Genomic DNA, 21,500 nt, shown 5'->3' with positions numbered 1-21,500 from the left:
AGACCGGGGCGTATTGTTTGCGGGTCAGTTCGCCTCATTGGCCGGCAGAAACCGCCAGCAATCAGCCTGCCTCCAGGACGGCATCTTGCCCGACGCGCCAGACGGCAGATTTGGCCAAAAAATCAGCCGGCAGCGGGCTGAGCATGCGCGAAACCTCAGCCGCCATTGCGGACAGGCAGCACGCCTGCGCGGGTTTGCGCATTGCCCGAACGGGCGGCAGCTCCGCCATCAGCTGGCGCGGCGGGCTGCGCCTGCTCGACGGGCGCGGCGGACGGCGTGCTTTCAGCCGGGGCTGTTTCAGCCGGCGCGGTGTCTGGTTTGGGTGATACCGGGTGCTGCGGGTTGTGCGCCGGGGCAGACTGCTCACAGGTGACGCACACCGGCTTGCCTTCGCGCGCCTGCACGGCGGTCAGCAGACGCTTTTCATCCAGCGTGCGGCCGGTTTCGCTGGACCAGCGGCTGGCCAGATCTTTTACCTGGGCAGAGAGCTTGGCCGGGGCAGCGGCTTGCTTGTAGTGGTCGGCAAACGCCGTCACCCACAGATTGCCGTTTTCGTCGTTGTTCAGCAGCACCGGCTGGTAGGTCACGGTCACCGGCACGCCTTTTTCCATCAGTGCTGCCAACTTGAGCGCATCCGAGCTGCGCAGGCGCACGCAGCCATGGCTGCGAAAGCCCGGCACGCTGGACGGCACATTGGTGCCGTGCATGCCCAGGCCCAGCGCGGGGTCACCAAAGCGGATGAACACCGGCCCCAGCGGATTGCCCGGCCCCGGCGGCACGGCGGTTTCTACATTTTTGCCGGACTGGCGCATTTCTGCCTGAATCGACGCCGGCACAAACCAGGTGGGATTACGCCGTATGTCGGTGACTTTATATTCACCCAGCGGGGTTTTGGTCAGCGATTTACCGACAGCAATCGGGAACACATGGGTGAGTTTGCCGTTTTCCAGCACAAACAAGCGGGTTTGCGGCACATTGATAATCACCTGCCGCCCGCTGACCGTCTGAGTGGGCATCGGCAAGGGGTCGAAGGCGCCGGCAAACGCGACGCCAGACAGCAAGCAGTACGACGAAAGCAGAATGGTGGATTTACGCATGACAAGCCAGTCTCGGGGAGAATGCCCGTAGTGTATCAGTCATATTCGTGCTTGCTGTAGTCCGCGCTTGGTCATGACGGGAATTTTTTACCGGAAACCAGGTCGAAAAAGGTTGGCAACTGACTCTGCCGCAGCGGTGTTGCGCGGATTTTCTTTTCTTGAATACGAGGTCGCCATGCTGATTCCTCCCTCCCTGCGCCGCGCTGCCATCGAACTTTACGACGCCTACACCCACACGCCGCTACCCCGGCGTGAATTCCTGCGCCGGCTGGGCGTGCTGGCTGGTGGCACAGTGGCCACCAGCAGCCTGCTGGCCCTGCTGGAAAACCACTATGCCCACGCCGACACCGTGCCAGTGGACGATGCCCGTCTACAGCATGCCGATATCCGCTTTGCCCAACTGGACGGCCAGCCGCTGCATGGCTACCTGAGCCAGCCCGCCAGTGGCGGGCCACGGCCGGGCGTGGTGCTGATTCACGAAAATCGAGGGCTGAATCCACATATCCGCGACGTGGCGCGCCGACTGGCCTTGGCCGGGTTTACCGTCCTGGCGCCGGATTATCTGTCCACCCAGGGTGGCACCCCCAGCGATGAAGACCGTGCCCGCCAGGCCTTTGCGGAGATGGATCCGGTGCTGGCCCGGCGCATTTCACTGGCCGCGCTGGCCGCCCTGCGTGAACGCGGCGCCACCAAAGTGGGCGCACTGGGCTTTTGCTGGGGCGGTGGCCAGGTAGGCCAGCTGGCGGTACACGCGGCCGACTTGCAAGCCGCGGTGGTGTACTACGGCCCGCCACCGGCCAGCGATGAGGTGGCCGCCATTCGGGCGCCACTGCTGTTGCACTACGCCGGGCTGGATACCCGTATCAACGCCATGCTGCCGGCCTTCGAGACGGCCTTGCGCGCAGCGGGGGTTCGCCATCAGCTGTATCGCTACGCAAACGTGGATCATGCCTTCAACAATGACACCAACCCGGCGCGCTTCAATGCCGAAGCTGCCGCGCTGGCCTGGTCGCGGAGTATGGCCTTTCTGCATGCGCAACTGGGCTAGGCCCGGATGCCATCCTGTGCCCGAGCGGGCTGGATTTTTCTGAAAACAGCCGGGTTTTTTGCGAGAATAGCGGTCTTTGCCCACTGGTAGCAGACCCGAGCATGACACACCCGCAGCCGATCGCCCGTATTGAATCCCTCGACTTTGAAGGCCGTGGCGTAGCCCACGTCGATGGCAAAACCCTGTTCATCGACGGCGGCCTGCCGTATGAGACGGTGCGCTACAGCAGCTACCGCAAAAAACCCAGCTACGAAAACGCCGACGCGGTGCAAGTGCTCAACGCCAGCTTTATGCGCACCACGCCGCGCTGCCCGCATTTTGGCGTGTGCGGCGGCTGTTCGATGCAGCATGTGGAATTCTCCGCCCAGGTGGCCAATAAGCAGCGCGTGCTGGAAGACAATCTGGCCCATATTGGCCGAGTGACGCCCGAAGTCATCCTGCCGCCGATTTACGGCCCCACCTGGGGCTATCGCCACCGCGCCCGCCTGTCGGCGCGCCATGTGCCGAAAAAAGGCGGCGTGCTGGTGGGGTTTCATGAAAAGCGCTCCACCTATATCGCCGACATGCGCGAATGCCACATTCTGCCCGAGCGCATTTCCGCCTTGCTGATGCCGCTGCGCGAGCTGATCGGGCAATGGTCGATTGTCGCGCGCATGCCGCAGGTGGAGCTGGCGGTGGGCGACGCGGTGGACGTGCTGGTGTTCCGCATCATGGACCCGCTGACCGCCGCCGACGAGGCCTTGTTGCGTCAGTTTATCGACGCCCACGCCACGCCGCAGCGCCCGCTGCAAGCCTGGCTGCAACCCAAGGGCCCGGAAACCTGTTATCCGTTCTACCCGCTGGACGCGCCAACGCTGACCTATTCGCTGCCGGATTTCCGCGTGGTGATGCCCTATCGCCCGACCGAATTCACCCAGGTCAACCCCGGCATCAACCGGGTGATGGTGGCGCGCGCCATGCGCTTGCTGGATGCGCAGCCGGGCGAGCGCATCGCCGATATGTTTTGCGGGATTGGCAACTTCACCCTGCCGATTGCCCGCAGCGGCGCCACCGTGCTGGGCATGGAGGGCAGCCAGTCGCTGGTGGAGCGCGCCATCGACAACGCCCGCCACAATGGCCTGGAGGATCAGGTCAGCTATCGGGTGGCCAATCTGTTTGAAGTCACCCCGGAATCGTTTGCCGCGCTGGGCCAGTTTGACAAAATGCTGATCGACCCGCCGCGCGACGGCGCCATTGCCCTGTGCAAGGCGCTGGACGAAGACACCGCGCCGGCGCGGCTGGTGTATGTGTCGTGCAACCCGGCCACCCTGGCGCGCGACGCTGGCGTGCTGGTCAACACCAAGGGCTACACCCTGCGCGCCGCTGGCATCATCAATATGTTCCCGCACACCGGCCATGTGGAGAGCATCGCCCTGTTTGAAAAAACCGGCCCGTGCGTCAGCCGCGCCGAGCTGGAAGCGCAAGAGGCGGCCGAAGCCGCCGCCCGCGAAGCCGCCAAGGCGGCGGCCAAAGTGGCGCGCGCCGCCAAAGAAGCCGCCGAGGCCGAAGCGCGCGCCGCCCGCGCTGCCGACAAGGAAGCCCGCCGTCAGGCCTGGGCAGCCAAACGCGAAGCCGAAGGCTGGCACGAAGCGTCCGACGACGACACACAGGGGAAGGAATAAGCCAAGGCGCGCCAGCCTGATATTGGCATGGCGCTTGCTTAGAGAAACGGGATGCCCTTCTGGGCATCCTCCACTCGACTCGGAAGCGTGAGCTTTGGCCGCCAGCCTGGCAACAGGCTGGCGTTTTTTATGCGACAGGCCGATCAGGCAGTGCTTTGCATGCTGGGCAAAGCGCAGTACCGGTGTCGCAACACGCCAAGAGGGTTTTGTGCGCGGCGTTTATTCGCGCCCAGGGCGTGCCGGTGTACCCTCGGACAAGGTCAGCACCTCGCAGCCGGTTTCCGTCACCAGCAGGGTGTGCTCCCACTGCGCCGACAGGCTGCGGTCCTTGGTGACCACGGTCCAGCCATCGTTGAGGATTTTCAGCTGGCGCTTGCCGGCGTTGATCATCGGTTCGATGGTGAAAATCATGCCCGGTTGCAGCTCGACGCCGGTGCCGGCGCGGCCGTAATGCAGCACTTGCGGCTCTTCATGAAACCCCCGGCCAATGCCATGGCCGCAGAATTCCTGCACCACGCTGTAGCCGCAGGCTTCGGCGTATTTCTGGATGGCGGCGCCAATATCGCCCAAGTGGGCGCCAGGCTTGACCTGATCAATGCCGATCCACAGGCATTCGTGGGTGACGCGCACCAGGCGCTTGGCCTGCGGGGTGACCTCGCCCACCAAAAAGGTGCGGCTGGTGTCGCCGTGGTAGCCGTCCTTGATCACGGTGATGTCCAGATTGACGATATCGCCTTTTTTCAGCGCTTTATCGTTGGGCACGCCGTGGCAGATCACCTGATTGACCGAGGTGCAAATGGATTTGGGATACGGCGCATGGCCTTCTGGCGCATAGTTCAGCGGCGCCGGGATGCAGCCTTGCTGATTGACCATATAGTCATGGCACAGGCGGTCGAGTTCTTCGGTGGTGACGCCAGGCTGCACGTGCGGGGTGATGTAGTCCAGCACTTCGCTGGCCAGCCGGCCGGCCACGCGCATCTTGGCGATGTCTTCGGCGTTCTTGATGATGATAGGCATTGAAAACAGATAAAAAGGCAACAGAATTTATCATCTTAGCAAAAAAAACAGGCCCCGGTGGGGACCTGTTGGCTGGCGTGTTGCGTCCGGCATGGCGCGCTGACGCGCGCCTGTGCATCAGAACTTGTGGCTCAGGCCGATACCGAAGGCAGTCGGGTTGGAGCCGGCTGCGACGCCAGTAATGCCGTTATTGTCAAAATTGATCTTGGCGGCATTCTTGTTGTCGATGCGGGTATAGAAAGCATAAGCCTGGGTGCGCTTGGACAGATCATAGGTGCCCGACAGCGACCATTGGTTGGCTTTGTAATCCGCGTCAGAAATGCTGCCGCTGCCAGCGCCCTTGCGCTTGCCCAGACTCACGTAAGCCAGACCCAAACCGAAGTTGCCAAATTTCTGGATGGCAGACACCGTCCAGGCCGATTGCTTCTGGTTGGCGCCCACGATACGGTTTTGGTTTTCATATTCATAACCAGCGCCCAGTTCGGTATCGGCAAACTTGTAGCGGGCCACGGCCTTCCAGAAGTCCTGATGATTGGCGGTTTTGCTGGCGCCAGCCACAGCGCCAGTATCATCACGACGCTCAAAAGCGCCGCCCAGCAGCAGACCATCGGCGTTGTACTGTGCCGCCAGCGCCCAGGCTTGGGCATTGGTGCGCTCGCTATTGGCCAGCACGGCGCGAGTTTCATCGGTGCCATAAGAAGCGCCAAAGCTGAAGCCGCTGAAATTCGGGCTGCGGTATTGCACGCTGTTCTTCATGCGCTGCTGACCACGACCGATGATGCCATTGGCGCCAGTAAAGTCGGCCACGCCATCTTCCAGCGGAATCAGATACTTGACCATCTTGTAAGCGCTGTCGTAGTTGCCCAGCATCACCTGGCCAAAGCTGCCATCCAGGCCAACAAAGGTATTACGAGTGGCCCAGTTGCCCTTGCGGGTGCCGCCATCGTCGATGGAGACTTCTTGCTCAACCTGCCAAATGGCCTTCAGGCCATTGCCCAGATCTTCATTGCCTTTGAAACCGATCTTGGAGGTGTTGCTGCTGACGCGGGAGGTGGATTTGACGTCATTGGCGGAATTGGCCGCGCCAGTGGCTTTGACCGATTCCAGCGAGTTGTTCAGGGTGCCGTAAATGGTCACGTCAGCCAGGGCCAGCGGGGAAGCACACGCTGCGCTCAGCGCAACGACAAGCATTTTGCGGTTCATGGGGGTACGCTCCAGGGGAAAAAACGCAGAGGTGTTGCAAGCAACACAGGACAGCCGCGAGTGTACGGAGCGTAGATGACGAGGGTGTGGTGAAAATGTTACGGTGAAAGCGCAGCTTGCTGCGCAATCGGCCTGATGTTGTCGTCTGCACGCAACAACAGACCAGAAACACGCCAACAGCGCGCCTGGCCAGGTGTGGGGGTGTGACACGGCAAAGCCACGCCACACCCCCAGGCGCCTCTTGGCGCGGCTAAAAAACCCCAGCGCAGCGAGCCTGGCTAAGGGCACGACCGCAGACAACGGCAAGGTCGGGCAACAACGCCAGGAGGGTTGTGTGAGCTGCTCTTATGCTGCCGGCACTTGCTGGGTCAACTCCTCAGGCAAGCAGCCAATCGGCGGACCCAGCTCGCCGCTGGCGTCCTCAAAGCGCACCAGATAAATCATCTGGCTTTCGTCTTCTTCGGCGTAGCCAGACTGCACCACCACGCCGCGCGCGCCAGCCGGCGCCAGAATGGCGTCTTCGTCAGCGCCGGGCATGCCGCCATCGTTGAACAGATCTTCGGCGCAATACACCATCTCGCCGACTTCATAAGGGATCACAGGCAGCGGGGGCAACATGGCGTCAGCTCCAGACATCGGGCGGCGCCAACAGGCGCTCAACCGGTTGATCAAACATCAGGTGTTCATCAATGATCACGCCAACGTCTTCAGGTTTGACGCCGGTGTACATCACGCCTTCCGGGTAGACAATCACCGTTGGCCCCAGATGACAGGGCCCCAGACAGCCGGTGTTGGTCAGCAGGAAGTTGGCCCACAGATTGCGTTGCTGGAATTCATTGGAAAACGCCTGAAACACATCATTGCAGCCACGGGCCTGACAGGAGCCGCGCGGGTGGCCGGGTGGGCGGCCCTGAACGCAGACCAGAACATGTTTTTTGGGCTTGGGCATGATGGGGTTCCTGTTGGACAGAGGGGATATGTCTGTCACAGCAAGGGAGATGCCAGCCATAAGCTTTTGTTTTTACAACAAGCCATACAAGGCCTGTCAGAAACCCCACAATCTGGCGCGCAAAAAAAAACAGAGCCCCGAAGGGCTCCGTTTTGCGCTGAATTCAGCTGCGCCACCAGGACGCGGATGAATTAGAAGGCGTGGCGGATGCCAACACCGATGGCTTGCGGATCAGCACCAGCGGCGGACAGGGTGCCGTTCAGCGGGTTGATACCGAAGTTGCGGTTAGCCGACTTGTTGTTGCTCAGCTTGGTTGCGTAAGCTTGCACTTGGGTGCGCTTGGACAGGTCGTAGGTAGCAGCCAGAACCCATTGCTTGGCCTTGCCGTCGCCTTCAGCACCGTTCTTTTCCTTGCCCAGCCAGGTGTAGGAAGCGCCCACGCCCCATGCGCCCAGCTGTTGCTTGACGGCCAGGGTGAAGCCATCTTGCTTCTTGGCGGACTTGGCGAATTGGTCCACTTCGCTGTGCTCGTAGCCGGCTGCCAGGGTGGTGGCGGAAGCGAAGGTGTAAGCGCCAACCAGCTTGAAGTAGTCGGTGTCCAGACCGGTGGAGGTAGCCACGCTGTCGTTGCGGTGTTCGTAGCCAGCACCCACAGCCAGGCCGCCGTTCACGTACTTGCCGCCGAAGGACAGCGAGTAGGCGTTAGCGCGGTTACCGCCCACGGTAGCGCGGGTTTCGTCAGCACCGTAGGACACGCCGGCGCTGAAGCCGTTCACCACCGGGCTGTAGTATTGCACAGTGTTGCTCACGCGCTGGTCGCCACGGCAGAAGATGGCTTGGCTGTTGCAGGTATCAGCCGAGGTGTCGGCCAGGATGTTGGTGCCCAGACCGATGGTCATGGTCTTGTAGGCGCTGTCATGCTTGCCCAGCAGCACGCGGCCGAAGGAGCCTTCCAGGCCCACGTAGCTGTTGCGGTTAGCCCAGCTGGTGGAGGAGTTGCCGGTGTCGATGTCAACGTTTTGCTCGACTTGCCAAATGGCCTTCAGGCCATTGCCCAGATCTTCCCAGCCCTTGAAGCCGATGCGGGAGTTGTTGGCGGTCACGCGGTTGACCGACTTGAAGTCCTGCGAGGAGGTGGTGGCGCCAGTGGCCTTGGCGAATTCAACGGAAGAGTTGATCACGCCGTAGGTGGTGACGTCGGCCAGAGCGGCCGGAGCAACGAAGGCGGCCGACAGGGCGGCGGCAAGCAGTTTCTTGTTCATGGGGTTTCAGCTCCACAGGGTTGTCGTGATGGATTGCGCCGCTTGGAATCTCTCGGTGCGGTTTCTTTACAAATCCATGCCGGATGCTAACAGAGCCAATCGATGCTGACAGGAAACTGCTGTTGCATTTTTGCGTGGCGGTGCAACAAATGTTGTTTTTTTACATCACAATACCCAAACAGGCGCTTGATTCGCGTCATGCGCCAGCATGATTGCGACATGCCGCCGGGAGTGGAATCAATGCTCCACCGGATAAGACAGCGCCGACGACACCAGCCGCGCGGTGATGTCCACAATCGGAATCACCCGCTCATACGCCATGCGCGTGGGCCCCACCACCCCCAGCGTGCCCACCACCTGGCCGTTGATCTGATACGGCGCGGTGATCACCGAACAGCCGTCCAGGGTGTTCAGGCCGGATTCCTCACCAATAAAGATATGCACGCCATGCGCCTCGCGGCTGAGGTTGAGCAAGCGCAACAGCTCGGTTTTGCGCTCGAACAAATCAAACAACTGGCGCAGATTAATCAGATTGGCCGACAAGTCATCGCTATTGAGCAGGTTTTTTTCGCCAGTCACCATCACCGACTGACGCGGCCCCAGGGTGTTCTGCCCGGCGACAATCGCCGCGCCCATCAGGCTGGCGATATGGCTTTGCAGATTGCGCAGCTCGCCTTCCAGCTCGCGCGCCACCGCCTCCAGGCTGCGCCCGGCGCCGTGGTGATTGAGAAAATTGGCCGCCTCGATCAGCTCGCTGGCGGTGTAGTCGCGCTCGGTCAGCAGCAAATGGTTTTGCACATCGCCATCGGCGGTGACAAAAATCAGCAACACGCGTTTTTCTGACAAGCGCAAAAACTCAATCTGCCGAAACGCCACGCTGGCGCGCTCCGGCGTGGCCACCACCCCGGCAAAATGGGTGAGCTCGGCCAGCAATTGCGAAGCGGCGCTGACAATGCGCTGCGGGCTGTCCGGGTGCAGCTCGCTTTCCAGCTGCTGGCGCGCCGCCTGCTCCAGCGGCTGCATGGTCAGCAGATTATCCACAAACACCCGATACCCGCGCGCCGTCGGCACCCGGCCGGCCGAGGTGTGCGGGCTGATCACCAAGCCCATGTTTTCCAGATCGGCCAGCACATTGCGAATCGACGCGCTGGAAAGATCCAGCCCGGAATGCATCGACAAGGTGCGCGAGCCCACTGGCTGGCCATCGGCAATATAGCGTTCCACCAGGGTTTTCAGCAGGCGTTGGGCGCGGTCGTTGAGCATGGGAGGACATTCCTGAAACAGCAGAAAACAACTGAGGTGAGTTGAACATCGGCGCAGCCGGATAAATTTCAAGCGTGGGGCGCTGAGATGTGTCAGCGACGCGCTGATTCATATGAATCAGCATTCATATGAATGAACCATCTACGCGACAGATTTATCACCCCGTCACACAATTCGCGTTTCTGTCACGCCAATTGTGTGCCATAATGCCGGCATTGCCGCGATGCGGGCATTTTATCTCATTCCCTGGAGACACCATGGCAGACAACGACAAGGCCAAAGCGCTGGCCGCCGCTCTTGCGCAGATCGAAAAGCAGTTTGGCAAGGGCTCGATCATGAAAATGAACGAGACGCAGGTCAATGAAAACCTGCAAGTGATCTCCACCGGCTCGCTGGGGCTGGACTTGGCGCTGGGCGTGGGCGGTCTGCCGCGTGGCCGGGTGGTGGAAATCTTTGGCCCGGAATCCTCGGGCAAAACCACGCTGTGTCTGCAAGTGGTGGCCGAGGCGCAAAAGCTGGGCGGCACCTGCGCCTTTATCGACGCGGAAAACGCGCTGGATCCGCAATACGCCCGCAAGCTGGGCGTGGATGTGGATGACCTGCTGATCTCGCAGCCGGACACTGGCGAACAGGCGCTGGAAATCTGCGACATGCTGGTGCGCTCGGGCGGGGTGGACGTGATTGTCATCGACTCGGTGGCGGCGCTGGTGCCCAAGGCGGAAATCGAAGGCGAAATGGGCGACAGCCATGTTGGCCTGCAAGCCCGGCTGATGAGCCAGGCGCTGCGCAAGCTGACCGGCAATATCAAGCGCACCAACACCCTGGTGATTTTCATCAACCAGATCCGCATGAAGATTGGCGTGATGTTTGGCAGCCCTGAAACCACCACTGGCGGCAATGCGCTGAAGTTCTACGCCTCGGTGCGTCTGGACATCCGCCGTATTGGCGGCATCAAGAAGGGCGACGAAGTCATCGGCAACGAAACCCGGGTGAAAGTGGTGAAAAACAAGGTCAGCCCGCCGTTCCGTCAGGCTGATTTCGATATTCTGTACGGTGAAGGCATCAGCCGCGAAGGCGAAGTGATCGAACTGGGCGTCACGCACAAGTTCATCGAAAAATCCGGCGCCTGGTACAGCTACAATGGCCAGAAAATCGGCCAGGGCAAGGACAATGTCCGCGAATACCTGAAAGACAACCCCGGCCTGGCGCACGAAATCGAAAACAAGGTGCGCAATGCAGTGGGTGTGAATGGCCTGCCGGAGTTCGAACCCAGCGCAGAAGAGCGCAAGGAAGCCGCCTTGACCGAAGACAGCAAGCTGGACGACGGCAGCCTGTTGTAAGCGGTTGAGCAAACCCGCTTGGTGATGTTGCGCCCTTGGCCAATATTGCCTTCCGGGTTTTGTGAGCGGCGCTTAACGTCGCTCACAAAACCCAGCGCAGCGCTCCTGGCTAGGCGCACGACCGCAGACAGTACAACAAAAGTACGGCAAGGTCGGGCAACAACGCCAGGAGGGTTTTGTGAGCGGAGCCAAGCCGTTAGACTGGCATCTCAAGCCGGGCTGGCATTTGCCAGCCCGGCTGTGTTTTCTGGAGGGCGCAGCTCATGACAGAGGCGGTTGCCGCGTGGCGGCGCAAGGCGGTGGATTTGCTGGCGCGCCGTGAATACAGCCGCGCCGAGCTGGCGCGCAAGCTGGCTGGCCGCGAGGCGGACATCGACCGCGCGGCGCTGGACGCCGTGCTGGACGAGCTGGCCGCCTGCGGCTGGCAATCCGATGCGCGCTTTGCCCAGATGTGGATTCAGGCGCACGCCGCCCGCCACGGCGCGCAGCGCCTGCGCCAGGACTTGCGCCAGCGCGGGGTGGCGACGGCTGATATCGACGCCGCGCTGGCCGAACATCAGGCGGCCGAGCCGGAGCAGGACGAGCTCAGCCGCGCTCGCGCCGCCTGGGCACGCAAATTTACCGCGCTGCCGGCCAACCGCGAGGACTACGCCCGGCAGTACCGCTTTTTGGCGTCACGCGGCTTTGCCAGCAGCGTGGTCAGCAAGGTGCTGAGCGGCCGTGATCGCGATTGAACGCAAAACCGCCCCTGCCGTACAGCGGTCAGGGGCGGTTTTGCGTTCAATCCAGAGACAGCGATGTTACACCACGGCAAACGCCAAATCGCTAAAGCTCAGGGCCGGCGTGCCGGTGATTTTGATGGCCAGATCGGTGGCAGCAAAACCATTGATGGCATTTTGATCCAGCACCAGATAGGTATTGCCGGCAAACACAAAGCTGCTGACCTTGGGCGCAGTCGGGCCACCGCCCGTGGTGGCGCGCGCCAGCAGGCTATCCAGCGTATCGCTGGCGCCGACGGTCAGTTGCTGCAAGGCGGCAGGCTGGACCATGGTCTTGGCCAGCGTCAGGCTGATCTTGTCTTCGCCGTGCACAAAATCCTGAATGGTCAGGGTATTGACGCCGCTGGCATGGTTGCCGACATAGCCCTTGCTCATGGCAAACACATCATTACCAGCGCCACCGATCAGGGTGACGGCTCCCGCCAGCGCCGCGCCAGTGGCCCCATCGGCAGTGGCACGCAAGGTGTCATTGCCGGTGCCGCCATTGAGGGTATCGTTGCCGCCGCCACCAATCAGGGTGTCATTGCCGGCATTGCCCAACAGCAAGTTGGCGGCGGCATTGCCAGTCAGCACATTGCCCAATGCATTGCCGGTGCCGTCAATGGCATTGGTGCCGGTCAGAGTGAGGTTTTCCAGGCTGTCGGACACCGAGCCGCCCCCCGTGCGCGCCCCCGCCACCAGCGAGAACGTCACGCTGCTCTTGACGGTGTCCACGCCTTCGTTGGCACGCTCCAGGATGTACTGATTGATGCTGTCCACCACATAGACATCATCCCCCGCCCCACCCACCAGCCAGTTGCCGGTGGTCGTACGGGCATCCAGGGTGTCGTTACCGGTGCCACCATAGGCAAACGAACCGGTGCCAGTCAGGGTGAGGCTATCGTCGCCATTGTCACCGTACAGGCTGGAGCTGGCGCCGCCACTGATGGTGTCATTGCCATCCATGCCATAGATAATGCTGGAGACGCCCAGCGACACAATCTGGTTAGCCATGGCATTGCCGGTCAGCATCGAACCGCTGCTGTTGACACGGGCATTTTCGACATTGTCACCCAGGGTGTAATTCAGCGTGGCAATGATGGTGACAGCGTCCACCCCTTCGTCGGGGTTTTCCACCACCACATCGCCAATATCGTCCACCTGATAGCCATCGTTACCCGCACCGCCGATCAGCGTATCCGCGCCCAGGCCGCCAATCAGGACGTCATTGCCAGCGCCACCATCCAGCACATTGTTGCCGGCATTGCCGATCAGCGTATTCGCCAATGCATTGCCCGTGCCGGTCAGATTGGCCGAGCCGATCAGGCTGAGATTCTCCAGGGTATCGGCCAGGGTGTAGCTGATGCTGGACTGCACGGTATCGATGCCTTGACCAGCTTCTTCCACCACCACATCACCGATGTCATCCACTACAAATGTGTCATTACCCAGACCACCAATCAAGGTATCCTGACCCAGGCCGCCCACCAGCATATCGTTGCCGGCTCCGCCATCAAGACGATTGTTGCCGCTGTTGCCGGTGATCGAATTGGCCAGGGCATTGCCGGTGCCGGTCAGATCCGCCGTCCCGGTCAGGGTCAGCGCCTCCAGGGTATCACCCAGGGTGTAATCAATGCTGGCGGATACCGAATCAATACCCCCATTGGCATCTTCGACGATCACATCACCCAGATCATCAACCACATACAGATCGTTGCCAGCCCCACCCACCAGGACATCGGCACCAACGCCGCTATCCAGCCGATCGTTACCGTCGCCACCCAGCAAGGTGTCGTCGCCAGCACCGCCCAGCAGGATATCGTTACCGGCCCCACCATCCAGTAAATTGTTACCGGTGTTGCCACTGATCGAATTGGCCAGCGCATTGCCGATACCGGTCAGATTGGCGGTACCCGTCAAGCCCAGAGACTCGACGTTATCGCCCAAGGTGTAGTCCATGCTGGCCCACACCGTGTCATTGCCACCGTTCACGTCTTCAATGACCACATCGCCGACATTGTCTACCACATAGACATCATTGCCCGCACCGCCCTGCATGGTGTCAGCATCCAGGCCGCCCTCCAGACGGTCGCTGCCTTCGCCCCCCATCAAGACATCTGCCCCAACCCCGCCGTTGAGCAAATCATTGCCTTCACCACCCAGCAGGGTGTCATTTCCTGCGCCCCCCAGCAGAGTATCGTTACCGGCGCCGCCATCAATCAGGTTGTCACCCGCGTTGCCGCTGATGGAATTGGCCAATTCATTGCCAGTACCGGTCAGGTTGGCCGTACCGGTCAGGCCCAAAGCCTCGACATTGGCCCCCAGGGTATAGCTGACACTGGCCCATACCGTATCCATGCCCTGACCGGCCAGCTCGGTGACAATATCATTGACATCATCCACATAATAAATGTCGTTGCCATCCCCTCCCGCCATCGAATCCGCCCCGATGCCGCCATCCAGACGATCAGCGCCATCCCCGCCCAGCAAGGTATCGTTGCCAAGGCCACCCAGCAAAGTGTCGTTACCGGCATTGCCAGACAGGAAATTGTCAAACGCATTGCCAGAGAGACTGTTGGAGAGTGCATTGCCATACACGGCTTGATCACTACTGACACTCAGTGCGTAGGTAGTCGCAGTGGCCGCAAGGGTAATGGACGCGGTACTGGTGGAAGTAGCCATGATGCGTGAATCCTTTGTCTGCTTTAGTGATGGTTGTATCGTGCACGCCGCGTTGAATGGCACGGGCGCCACATTGACCTTGCCCCGGTGGGCATGACCCAGGATGGCGACAGAGACAAGGAAGTGGTGACGGCAGGCATGATCGGGAGATCATGAAAGGATCAGGGCAAAAGCCAGGAACATGCGCTGTACTGTCACACTGGGGAAGTTCAGCTGCTGTTCACAGGCTGCCGCCTTTTCAGAAAAGGCAGACCTGGCTGGGCTCCGTTCCCTCCCCAAGGGTGACGGACAGCATGGCGGCAGCGTTGCGCCGCAAACTTCCCGCGTGACTGGGCAAAGTGTTTTGCCACAGCACTACGTAGAAGTACGATACGTATATCTACTATACGTAATTATACGTAACGATGCAATGTCGCAACCTTGATCCAAGCACTGGAACGCAAGAAAAAAATCTGGTATGTCGCCCACAAACCACACCGCCCCCGCCAACAAGCCACCCACGAACATCATGTTTTCTCTCAGCCACATCGGGCATAATTCCCGCAGGCTTGATCCAGAAAGACTCCCATGAAATTGCAGGGCAAATGGCTGTGGCGCGGCGCACTGACATTGCTGGCGCTTGCGCTGGCTTGGCTGTGGCTGCGCCCCACGCCCGTCACCACGCACACCCTGGCGGCGCAGCCGGTGCAACGCTCGGTGGTGGCCACCGGCCGGGTGGAGGCAGTGCGCGAAAGTGTGCTGGGCAGCACCGTCACCGCGCGGGTGGTGGCCACCCCGGTCAAGCAAGGCGCGCATGTCGCCGCCAGCGCCACCCTGCTGCTGCTGGAATCTGACGAACTGCTGGCCCTGCGCGCACAAGCCGAGGCGCAGCTGCGCGACGCCGACAGCCAGCTAAGCGAGGCCCGCCGCCAGTGGCAACGCCAGCAGGCGCTGTTTGCCCAAGGCTTTATCAGCCAGGCGGCGCTGGATGCCGCCCGGCGCACGCTGGATGCCGCCGAGCAGCGTCAGGCGCAAACGCGCGGCGCGCTGGCGCAAAGCCAGGCCAAACTGGAACAAATGACCGTGCGCGCGCCAGCTGACGGCGTGCTGCTGACCCGCGCCGTTGAGGCGGGCGACGTGGTCACCGCTGGCAAAACCCTGCTGCGCTTTGCCAGCGACGGCCCGCGCCGGGTGCTGCTGGATCTGGACGAGCGCGACCTGGGCAAGGTGGCGCTGGGGCAAACCGCCGCCGTGCTGGCCGACGCCTTTCCCCAGCAGCGCGCGCCAGCAGTGGTCAGCCGCATCAACGCCAGCGTGGACAATGCGCGCGGCACGGTGGAAATCGAACTGGCGCTGACCGCCGCCGCCGAGCACTTGCGCAGCGGCATGACCGTTTCGGCGGAAATCCTCACCCGCCCGGCGCAAGCCACCCTGCTGCTGCCGGCCACCGCCGTGCGCGAAGGCCGCGCCGCCCTGCTGGAAGACGGCCGCGTGCGCTGGGTGAAGATCAGCACCGACGAGCGGATTGCCGGCCAGTTGCCGGTGACGGCCGGCCTGAGCGCCGGCCAGCAGGTGATTGTGCCGGCGCCGCTGCTGGATGACGGCGCGCGGGTCAAGGCGCAGCCATGAGTTTTATCTGGACGGTGGCCTGGCGCTTATTGCGCGAAGGGCGGTTTCAGACCGCGCTGATTTTGGGCGGGGTGACCATCGGCGTCGGCGTGATTGTCTACATCACCGCCATTGTCAACGGCCTGCAAGCCAATATCATCGACCGCACCCTGTCCAGCCAGGCGCATGTGGTGCTGCGCCCGGCCGACCGGCTCAACCAAGCGGCGCTGAGCGCGCCAGACGGCGTCACCCCGCTGGCCGACGTGCGCAAGCGCACCCAACGGGAAAACACCATCGCCAACTGGACGCCGCTGCTGCATGAAATCCGCGCCCATCCACGGGTGACGGCCTCGGCGGTGATGGCCAGCGGCCCCGGCGTGGCGCAGCAGGGCGGCGTGCGCAAATCGGTGTCGCTGATGGGCATTGAGCTGGATGATTACCAAACCGTGGTCCGGCTGGACAATAAACTGCGCAGCGGCCAATTGCAGCTGGCCGCCGGCGAGGCGCTGATTGGCGTCGAGCTGGCCGCCGACCTGGGCCTGAGCCCGGGCAGCCGGCTGCGCCTGCAATCGGCCAGCGGCGAGCAAATCTCGGTGCGGGTGGCCGCCACGCTGGACTTTGGCCTGAAAGACCTCAACCGCCGCTGGGTGCTGATGCCGCTGCGCGACGCGCAAAACCTGCTGGGCTACCGGCTGGACATCACCGAAATCTATGTGCGCACCGACCAGCTGTTTGAGGCGGAAACCCTGGCCGGGCAATTGTCCGCCAGCACCGGGCTGACCGCCGACAGCTGGCAGGCCAGCAATGGCCAGTTGGTCACCGCGCTGAAAAGCCAGCGCGCCTCCAGCACCATGATTCGCGTGTTTGTCACCTTCGCCGTGGCGCTGGGCATCGCCAGCGTGCTGGTGGTGTCGGTGGTGCAGCGTCAGCGCGAAATCGGCATTCTGCGTGCCATGGGCACCCCGGCCTGGCGGATTTTGGGGGTGTTTTTATTGCAGGGCGGCATTGTCGGCCTGGTGGGCGCGCTATTTGGCACCGGGCTGGGCGCCGGGCTGGCGCTGGGCTTTACCCAGATTGCCCGCACCGAAGACGGTGGGCCGCTGTTTCCGGTGGTGCTGGACAGCGAGCTGTTCATCAGCACCGCGCTGATTGCCTTTGTGGTGGGCTTATTGTCGGCGCTGATGCCGGCGCTGCGCGCCGCGCGGCTGGACCCGGTGGAGGCGATTCGTGGCTGATGTGATGGTGTTGCAAGGCATTCGCCAGCGCTACGGCGGCGGCGATTCGCCGCTGGTGGAAGTGCTGCACGGCATTGATCTTAAGCTGCCGGAAGGCGGGTTTTCTGCGCTGATCGGGCCGTCTGGCTCGGGCAAATCCACCCTGCTGAATATTATTGGCCTGCTGGAATCACCCACAGAAGGCCAGCTGTGGCTGGCCGGCGAGCAGGCCAGCGGGCAAAACGACCGCGTGCGCACGGCGCTGCGCAATCGGTATCTGGGTTTTATTTTTCAGTTTCACCACTTATTGCCGGCGTTCAGCGCTGAAGAAAACGTGCTGATGCCCGTGCTGGCCGGCGTCGGGCGCATCAGCGCCGCCGACCGCGAGCGCGCCCGCACCTTGCTGGCGCGGGTGGGCCTGGCCGAGCACGCGCACAAGCGGCCGGTGCAATTGTCTGGCGGGCAGCAGCAGCGGGTGGCGATTGTGCGCGCGCTGATCAACCGCCCCCGGCTGGTGCTGGCCGACGAGCCCACCGGCAATCTGGACAGCCAGACCGCCAACGAGGTGTTTGCCCTGCTGCGCGAGCTGAACCGCGAAGAAGGCATGAGTTTTTTGATCGTCACCCACGACCCGCGCCTGGCGCAAAGCTGCGACCAGCAGTTTTATTTGCAGGACGGGCGCTTGCTGCCGCCGGCTCAGGCCGACGAGCGGCAATAATCCACCGCCTGCTCCAGCCGCTCCACCGGAATCAGCTCCAGCCCATCAATGCCCTGGCGCGGCGCATTGGCCTGCGGCACGATGGCACGGCAAAAGCCCAGCTTGGCGGCTTCTTTCAGCCGCTCCTGGCCGTGCGCCACCGGGCGCACCTCACCGGCCAGGCCCACCTCGCCAAACACCACCAGTTTATCCGGCAAGGGCCGATTACGCAGTGACGAGACAATGGCCAGCAACACCGCCAGGTCAGCTGCCGGCTCGCCAATGCGCACGCCGCCCACCGCATTGATAAACACATCCTGATCAAAACAGGCCACCCCGGCGTGGCGGTGCAGCACCGCCAGCAGCATGGCCAGGCGGTTTTGCTCCAGCCCCACCGACAGTCGGCGCGGCTGGCCGTGCGCTTCGTCCACCAGCGCCTGGATTTCCACCAGCAAGGGGCGGGTGCCTTCCATGGTCACCAGCACGCTGGAGCCGGGCACTTCGTCGCGATGGCTGGACAAAAAAATCGCCGACGGGTTGGAAATCCCTTTCAGCCCACGGTCGGTCATGGCGAACACGCCCAGCTCGTTGACTGCGCCAAAGCGGTTTTTGATGGCGCGGATCATCCGAAAACTGGAATGGCTGTCGCCCTCAAAATACAACACGGTGTCAACAATGTGTTCCAGCACGCGCGGGCCGGCCAGCGCGCCTTCTTTGGTGACGTGGCCAACCAGAATCATGGTCACCCCGGTCTGCTTGGCCACTCGGGTCAGTTGCGCCGCGCATTCGCGCACCTGGCCGACCGAGCCGGGGGCGGAGCTGAGCACATCGGTGTACACGGTTTGAATCGAATCAATCACCACCACGTCCGGGCGCTCGCTCTGCAAGACCGCCAGCACCTGCTCCAGGCGGATTTCCGCCAGCAGGCGCACCCGCCCGGCGTCCACCGCCAGCCGCGAGGCGCGCAGCGCCACCTGCTGGGCGGATTCTTCGCCGGTCACATACAGCACCTTGCGCCGTGCGCCAACACTGGCCAAGGTTTGCAGCAGCAGGGTGGATTTGCCAATGCCGGGGTCACCGCCAATCAGGATCACCGCGCCGCGCACCAGGCCGCCGCCCAGCACCCGGTCCAGCTCGTCGCTGCCGGACGGGTCGCGCGGCGCTTCTTCGGCCTGCACCTCGGCCAGCACCTGCACTTCGCCGCTGCTGGCGGCCAGCGCCTGAAAGCGGTGATTGCCGCCGTTGGCGGCAGGCGGCGCCTGCACGGTTTCGCTCAGGGAGTTCCAGCTGGTGCAGTGCGGGCACTGGCCCTGCCATTTGGGGCTGATGCCGCCGCATTCGCTGCACACATAAACAGTTTTGGCTTTGGCCATGGGGTGACGCTCAATCAATCAGATTCAGTAAAACACCCTTACGGGTGGCGGCGCGCGTGAATGCGCTGCATCAGCTCCACGTAATCAAACAGATCGCTGAGCATGAAGTGGCGGTTTTCCGGGTTGCGCATATGGCTGACCGTGCGGCTGTCGTTGGCCAGATACTGGCGGGCGGTGCGCACAAAGCCATCCGGCAAACTCAAATTGAACGGCGAAGGCTGGCTGAGCAGATGACAGACCTGCTCGAACAGCAAGCGAAAGCGCTCGTCGTCCGGGCCCATATAAATATCAGACAGCTTGCCATAACGGGCAAACAAGGCGGTGTAGTCGGAAAGCTCGGGGGGATGCATGACAGACTCGCAATAGAGTTAAGAAGGGGTGGCGCTTCTTATAACAGTTTTGTCATGATTTTGCAGCGCAAAAAATCACGCCACCCGAAGGTGGCGTGATTTTCGATGAAGTGGTGGAGGTAAGCGGGATCGAACCGCTGACCTCTTGCATGCCATGCAAGCGCTCTCCCAGCTGAGCTATACCCCCACTGTCGGGTGCACCTGATCTGGTCAGACTCAGGATTTTAACTGCCTGATCAACTGCTTGACGCAGCCAATCGAATTTGGTGGTGGAGGTAAGCGGGATCGAACCGCTGACCTCTTGCATGCCATGCAAGCGCTCTCCCAGCTGAGCTATACCCCCACAGGGTCTTCATCGCGATGTTGCTGTGCGTCGAAGAGGTGCGAACTATATCCGTGGTCAGTGCGTGCGTCAAGGGTTTGTGTAGAAAATTTTGCAGGTTTTTTGCCAGAATCCCAGATCAAACGCGGCAAGGCATTCTTTTATCAAGACTTATCTGGATTGATCAGCAATATTGCTTGCGGCCGAAATAAGCCGCCCACGCGCCCCATCACGTTGGGCGATACCCATCACGGTGCAATGGCAATAAAAAAACCCGCCAGCACAGGCTGACGGGTTTTTTGATCTGGCGTCCCCACGGGGATTCGAACCCCGGTTATCGCCGTGAAAGGGCGGTGTCCTAGGCCTCTAGACGATGGGGACTTTAAAACACAAAAGCTGTTTATCAAAACAGCTTTTCACGCACTGCCAACAAAACCAGATAGGCTTGTTAACCGTGCAAAGTCCGGTGGTGGAGGTAAGCGGGATCGAACCGCTGACCTCTTGCATGCCATGCAAGCGCTCTCCCAGCTGAGCTATACCCCCACAGGCCAGTTGAACTTCGGCAGGGCCGTTGTTCAATGTGGGGCGCATTATGCCGTGGGGTGCGGCGAGTGTAAAGAGCGTGGGCGAAAAATTTTTCACAATCGCAGTCAGGGTATACTTTGATTGTCTCGTTCCTGCAAGGATGGCGCATGTCGGTTGGCCATTACGAAAACTTTCCGGTGGGTTCGCTGCTGTTGCCGGCGCGCATCCGCCCGGCGGTGCACGCCATTTATCACTTTGCCCGCAGCGCCGATGATCTGGCCGACGAAGGCGACGCTGCGCCCGAGGCGCGGCTGGCGGCGCTGGACGACTATCGCCAGCGCCTGCTGGCGATTGCCGGCGGCGGCGATGGCGACGGCCATCCGGTGTTTGCCCCGCTGGCCGAGCAGATGGCGCGCCATGCGCTGCCGGCGCAGCCATTTCTGGATTTGCTCAGCGCCTTCAGCCAGGATGTCAGCGTCACCCGCTACGCCAGCTTTGCCGATTTGATCGGCTATTGCCGGCGCTCGGCCAATCCGGTGGGGCGGCTGATGCTGCATCTGTTTAACGAACACGACAGCCGCAGCCTGGCGATGTCCGACGGCATCTGCACCGCCTTGCAGCTGACCAATTTCTGGCAGGATGTGGCGCTGGACTGGCAAAAGGGCCGGGTCTACCTGCCGCAGGATGCGCTGGCCAAATACCGCATCAGCGAGGCGCAGATCGCCGCGGGCGACACCGGCGGGCTGTGGTCGGTGATGATGCGTGAGCAGATTGGTCGTGCCCGCAGCATGCTGGCCGCCGGCGCGCCGCTGGCCCGACAATTGCCCGGCCGCTTTGGCCTGGAGTTGCGCTTGATTGTGCTGGGCGGCGAGACCATTTTGCGCAAGCTGCACCAAAGCGGCGGCGACGTGTTCCGCCAGCGCCCCACTTTGCAGGCGCGTGATTGGTTGTATATGGGCTGGCGCGCTTTGCGCAAACGCTGAGTGCTATCCGCAGCGCCAAGCCCCATTTAGCGTCGCTCACAAAACCCAGCGCAGCGCGCCTGACCAGGCGTGCGGCCGCAGACAGTACAAACAAGTACGGCAAGGCCGCGCAACAACGCCAGGAGGGGCTTGTGAGCGGCGCTTATTGAAAACCCCATGCGAGGATGCC

18 protein-coding genes and 4 tRNA genes are annotated in these 21,500 nt (G+C 61.9%); 8 read left to right on the top strand and 14 right to left on the bottom strand.

Going from position 1 to position 21,500, the window contains the following annotated elements:
- Positions 1 to 155 precede the first annotated feature (155 nt).
- On the bottom strand, positions 156 to 1,097 hold the full coding sequence (locus tag DFR34_RS05095) for a L,D-transpeptidase (protein ID WP_110390079.1): 942 nt from the start codon (positions 1,095 to 1,097) through the stop codon (positions 156 to 158).
- Between the two features lie 175 nt (positions 1,098 to 1,272).
- On the opposite strand from DFR34_RS05095, the gene DFR34_RS05090 reads away from it, so the two are divergent.
- Both DFR34_RS05090 and rlmD read left to right on the top strand, forming a co-directional pair.
- Entirely contained in the window at positions 1,273 to 2,145 is an 873-nt protein-coding gene (locus DFR34_RS05090) for a dienelactone hydrolase family protein (protein ID WP_110390078.1), read from the top strand.
- Positions 2,146 to 2,246: 101 nt separating this feature from the next.
- A complete protein-coding gene (gene rlmD, locus DFR34_RS05085) occupies positions 2,247 to 3,806 on the top strand; it encodes a 23S rRNA (uracil(1939)-C(5))-methyltransferase RlmD (protein ID WP_110390077.1) in 1,560 nt (519 codons plus the stop codon).
- Positions 3,807 to 4,025: 219 nt separating this feature from the next.
- On the opposite strand, the gene map is transcribed toward rlmD, so the two are convergent.
- From map to hrcA, 6 genes are all read right to left on the bottom strand, one after another.
- A complete protein-coding gene (map, locus tag DFR34_RS05080; RefSeq protein WP_110390106.1) occupies positions 4,026 to 4,823 on the bottom strand; it encodes a type I methionyl aminopeptidase in 798 nt (265 codons plus the stop codon).
- 117 nt (positions 4,824 to 4,940) lie between these two features.
- Positions 4,941 to 6,026: a porin gene (locus tag DFR34_RS05075; RefSeq protein ID WP_110390076.1), complete on the bottom strand. Its 1,086-nt coding sequence runs from the start codon at positions 6,024 to 6,026 to the stop codon at positions 4,941 to 4,943.
- Positions 6,027 to 6,371: 345 nt separating this feature from the next.
- Entirely contained in the window at positions 6,372 to 6,644 is a 273-nt protein-coding gene (locus DFR34_RS05070) for a nitrogen fixation protein NifZ (RefSeq protein ID WP_110390075.1), read from the bottom strand.
- Positions 6,645 to 6,648: 4 nt separating this feature from the next.
- Positions 6,649 to 6,975, bottom strand: coding sequence for a (2Fe-2S) ferredoxin domain-containing protein (locus DFR34_RS05065; protein ID WP_110390074.1), 327 nt, complete (start codon positions 6,973 to 6,975; stop codon positions 6,649 to 6,651).
- A gap of 191 nt (positions 6,976 to 7,166) precedes the next feature.
- Positions 7,167 to 8,237: a porin gene (locus tag DFR34_RS05060; protein ID WP_110390073.1), complete on the bottom strand. Its 1,071-nt coding sequence runs from the start codon at positions 8,235 to 8,237 to the stop codon at positions 7,167 to 7,169.
- 237 nt (positions 8,238 to 8,474) lie between these two features.
- Positions 8,475 to 9,500, bottom strand: a complete 1,026-nt coding sequence (gene hrcA, locus DFR34_RS05055) for a heat-inducible transcriptional repressor HrcA (RefSeq protein ID WP_110390072.1) — start codon at positions 9,498 to 9,500, stop codon at positions 8,475 to 8,477.
- Positions 9,501 to 9,757: 257 nt separating this feature from the next.
- Here hrcA and recA point away from each other — a divergent pair, with 257 nt between their 5' ends.
- Positions 9,758 to 10,840: a recombinase RecA gene (gene recA / locus DFR34_RS05050; RefSeq protein WP_110390071.1), complete on the top strand. Its 1,083-nt coding sequence runs from the start codon at positions 9,758 to 9,760 to the stop codon at positions 10,838 to 10,840.
- A gap of 263 nt (positions 10,841 to 11,103) precedes the next feature.
- Positions 11,104 to 11,574: a recombination regulator RecX gene (gene recX / locus DFR34_RS05045; protein WP_110390070.1), complete on the top strand. Its 471-nt coding sequence runs from the start codon at positions 11,104 to 11,106 to the stop codon at positions 11,572 to 11,574.
- A gap of 66 nt (positions 11,575 to 11,640) precedes the next feature.
- Here the strand turns inward: recX and DFR34_RS05040 are convergent, their stop codons facing one another.
- A complete protein-coding gene (locus DFR34_RS05040; RefSeq protein WP_110390069.1) occupies positions 11,641 to 14,280 on the bottom strand; it encodes a calcium-binding protein in 2,640 nt (879 codons plus the stop codon).
- Positions 14,281 to 14,847: 567 nt separating this feature from the next.
- Between DFR34_RS05040 and DFR34_RS05035 the strand changes: the two genes are divergently transcribed.
- From DFR34_RS05035 to DFR34_RS05025, 3 genes are read left to right on the top strand one after another with little or no spacing between them, the layout of a single operon-like run.
- The gene (locus tag DFR34_RS05035) at positions 14,848 to 15,888 is read left to right on the top strand and encodes an efflux RND transporter periplasmic adaptor subunit (protein WP_110390068.1); all 1,041 of its coding nucleotides are present in this window, start codon (positions 14,848 to 14,850) and stop codon (positions 15,886 to 15,888) included.
- The gene (locus DFR34_RS05030; RefSeq protein WP_110390067.1) at positions 15,885 to 17,102 is read left to right on the top strand and encodes an ABC transporter permease; all 1,218 of its coding nucleotides are present in this window, start codon (positions 15,885 to 15,887) and stop codon (positions 17,100 to 17,102) included. The genes DFR34_RS05035 and DFR34_RS05030 overlap by 4 nt, the downstream gene beginning before the upstream one ends.
- Positions 17,095 to 17,799: an ABC transporter ATP-binding protein gene (locus tag DFR34_RS05025; RefSeq protein ID WP_110390066.1), complete on the top strand. Its 705-nt coding sequence runs from the start codon at positions 17,095 to 17,097 to the stop codon at positions 17,797 to 17,799. Before DFR34_RS05030 ends, DFR34_RS05025 begins: the two co-directional genes overlap by 8 nt.
- Here DFR34_RS05025 and radA read toward each other — a convergent pair.
- From radA to DFR34_RS04995, 6 genes are all read right to left on the bottom strand, one after another.
- The gene (gene radA, locus DFR34_RS05020; protein ID WP_110390065.1) at positions 17,778 to 19,151 is read right to left on the bottom strand and encodes a DNA repair protein RadA; all 1,374 of its coding nucleotides are present in this window, start codon (positions 19,149 to 19,151) and stop codon (positions 17,778 to 17,780) included. The two genes, DFR34_RS05025 and radA, sit on opposite strands and share 22 nt — an antisense overlap.
- A 38-nt stretch (positions 19,152 to 19,189) precedes the next feature.
- Entirely contained in the window at positions 19,190 to 19,501 is a 312-nt protein-coding gene (locus tag DFR34_RS05015; protein ID WP_110390064.1) for a hypothetical protein, read from the bottom strand.
- Positions 19,502 to 19,612: 111 nt separating this feature from the next.
- A tRNA-Ala gene (locus DFR34_RS05010) sits at positions 19,613 to 19,688 on the bottom strand.
- Between the two features lie 80 nt (positions 19,689 to 19,768).
- Positions 19,769 to 19,844: transfer RNA gene (locus tag DFR34_RS05005), tRNA-Ala, on the bottom strand.
- Positions 19,845 to 20,128: 284 nt separating this feature from the next.
- A tRNA-Glu gene (locus DFR34_RS05000) sits at positions 20,129 to 20,204 on the bottom strand.
- An 86-nt stretch (positions 20,205 to 20,290) separates the two neighbouring features.
- Positions 20,291 to 20,366 (bottom strand) — tRNA-Ala (locus tag DFR34_RS04995).
- Positions 20,367 to 20,515: 149 nt separating this feature from the next.
- Between DFR34_RS04995 and hpnC the strand changes: the two genes are divergently transcribed.
- Complete coding sequence (hpnC, locus tag DFR34_RS04990) at positions 20,516 to 21,331, top strand: squalene synthase HpnC (protein ID WP_110390063.1); 816 nt, start codon at positions 20,516 to 20,518, stop codon at positions 21,329 to 21,331.
- Positions 21,332 to 21,500 lie beyond the last annotated feature (169 nt).

Origin of the sequence: Rivihabitans pingtungensis (assembly GCF_003201855.1) — a bacterium.
GTDB classification, from domain to species: Bacteria; Pseudomonadota; Gammaproteobacteria; order Burkholderiales; family Aquaspirillaceae; genus Rivihabitans; species Rivihabitans pingtungensis.
This window is presented reverse-complemented; position numbering and strand designations above follow the sequence as displayed.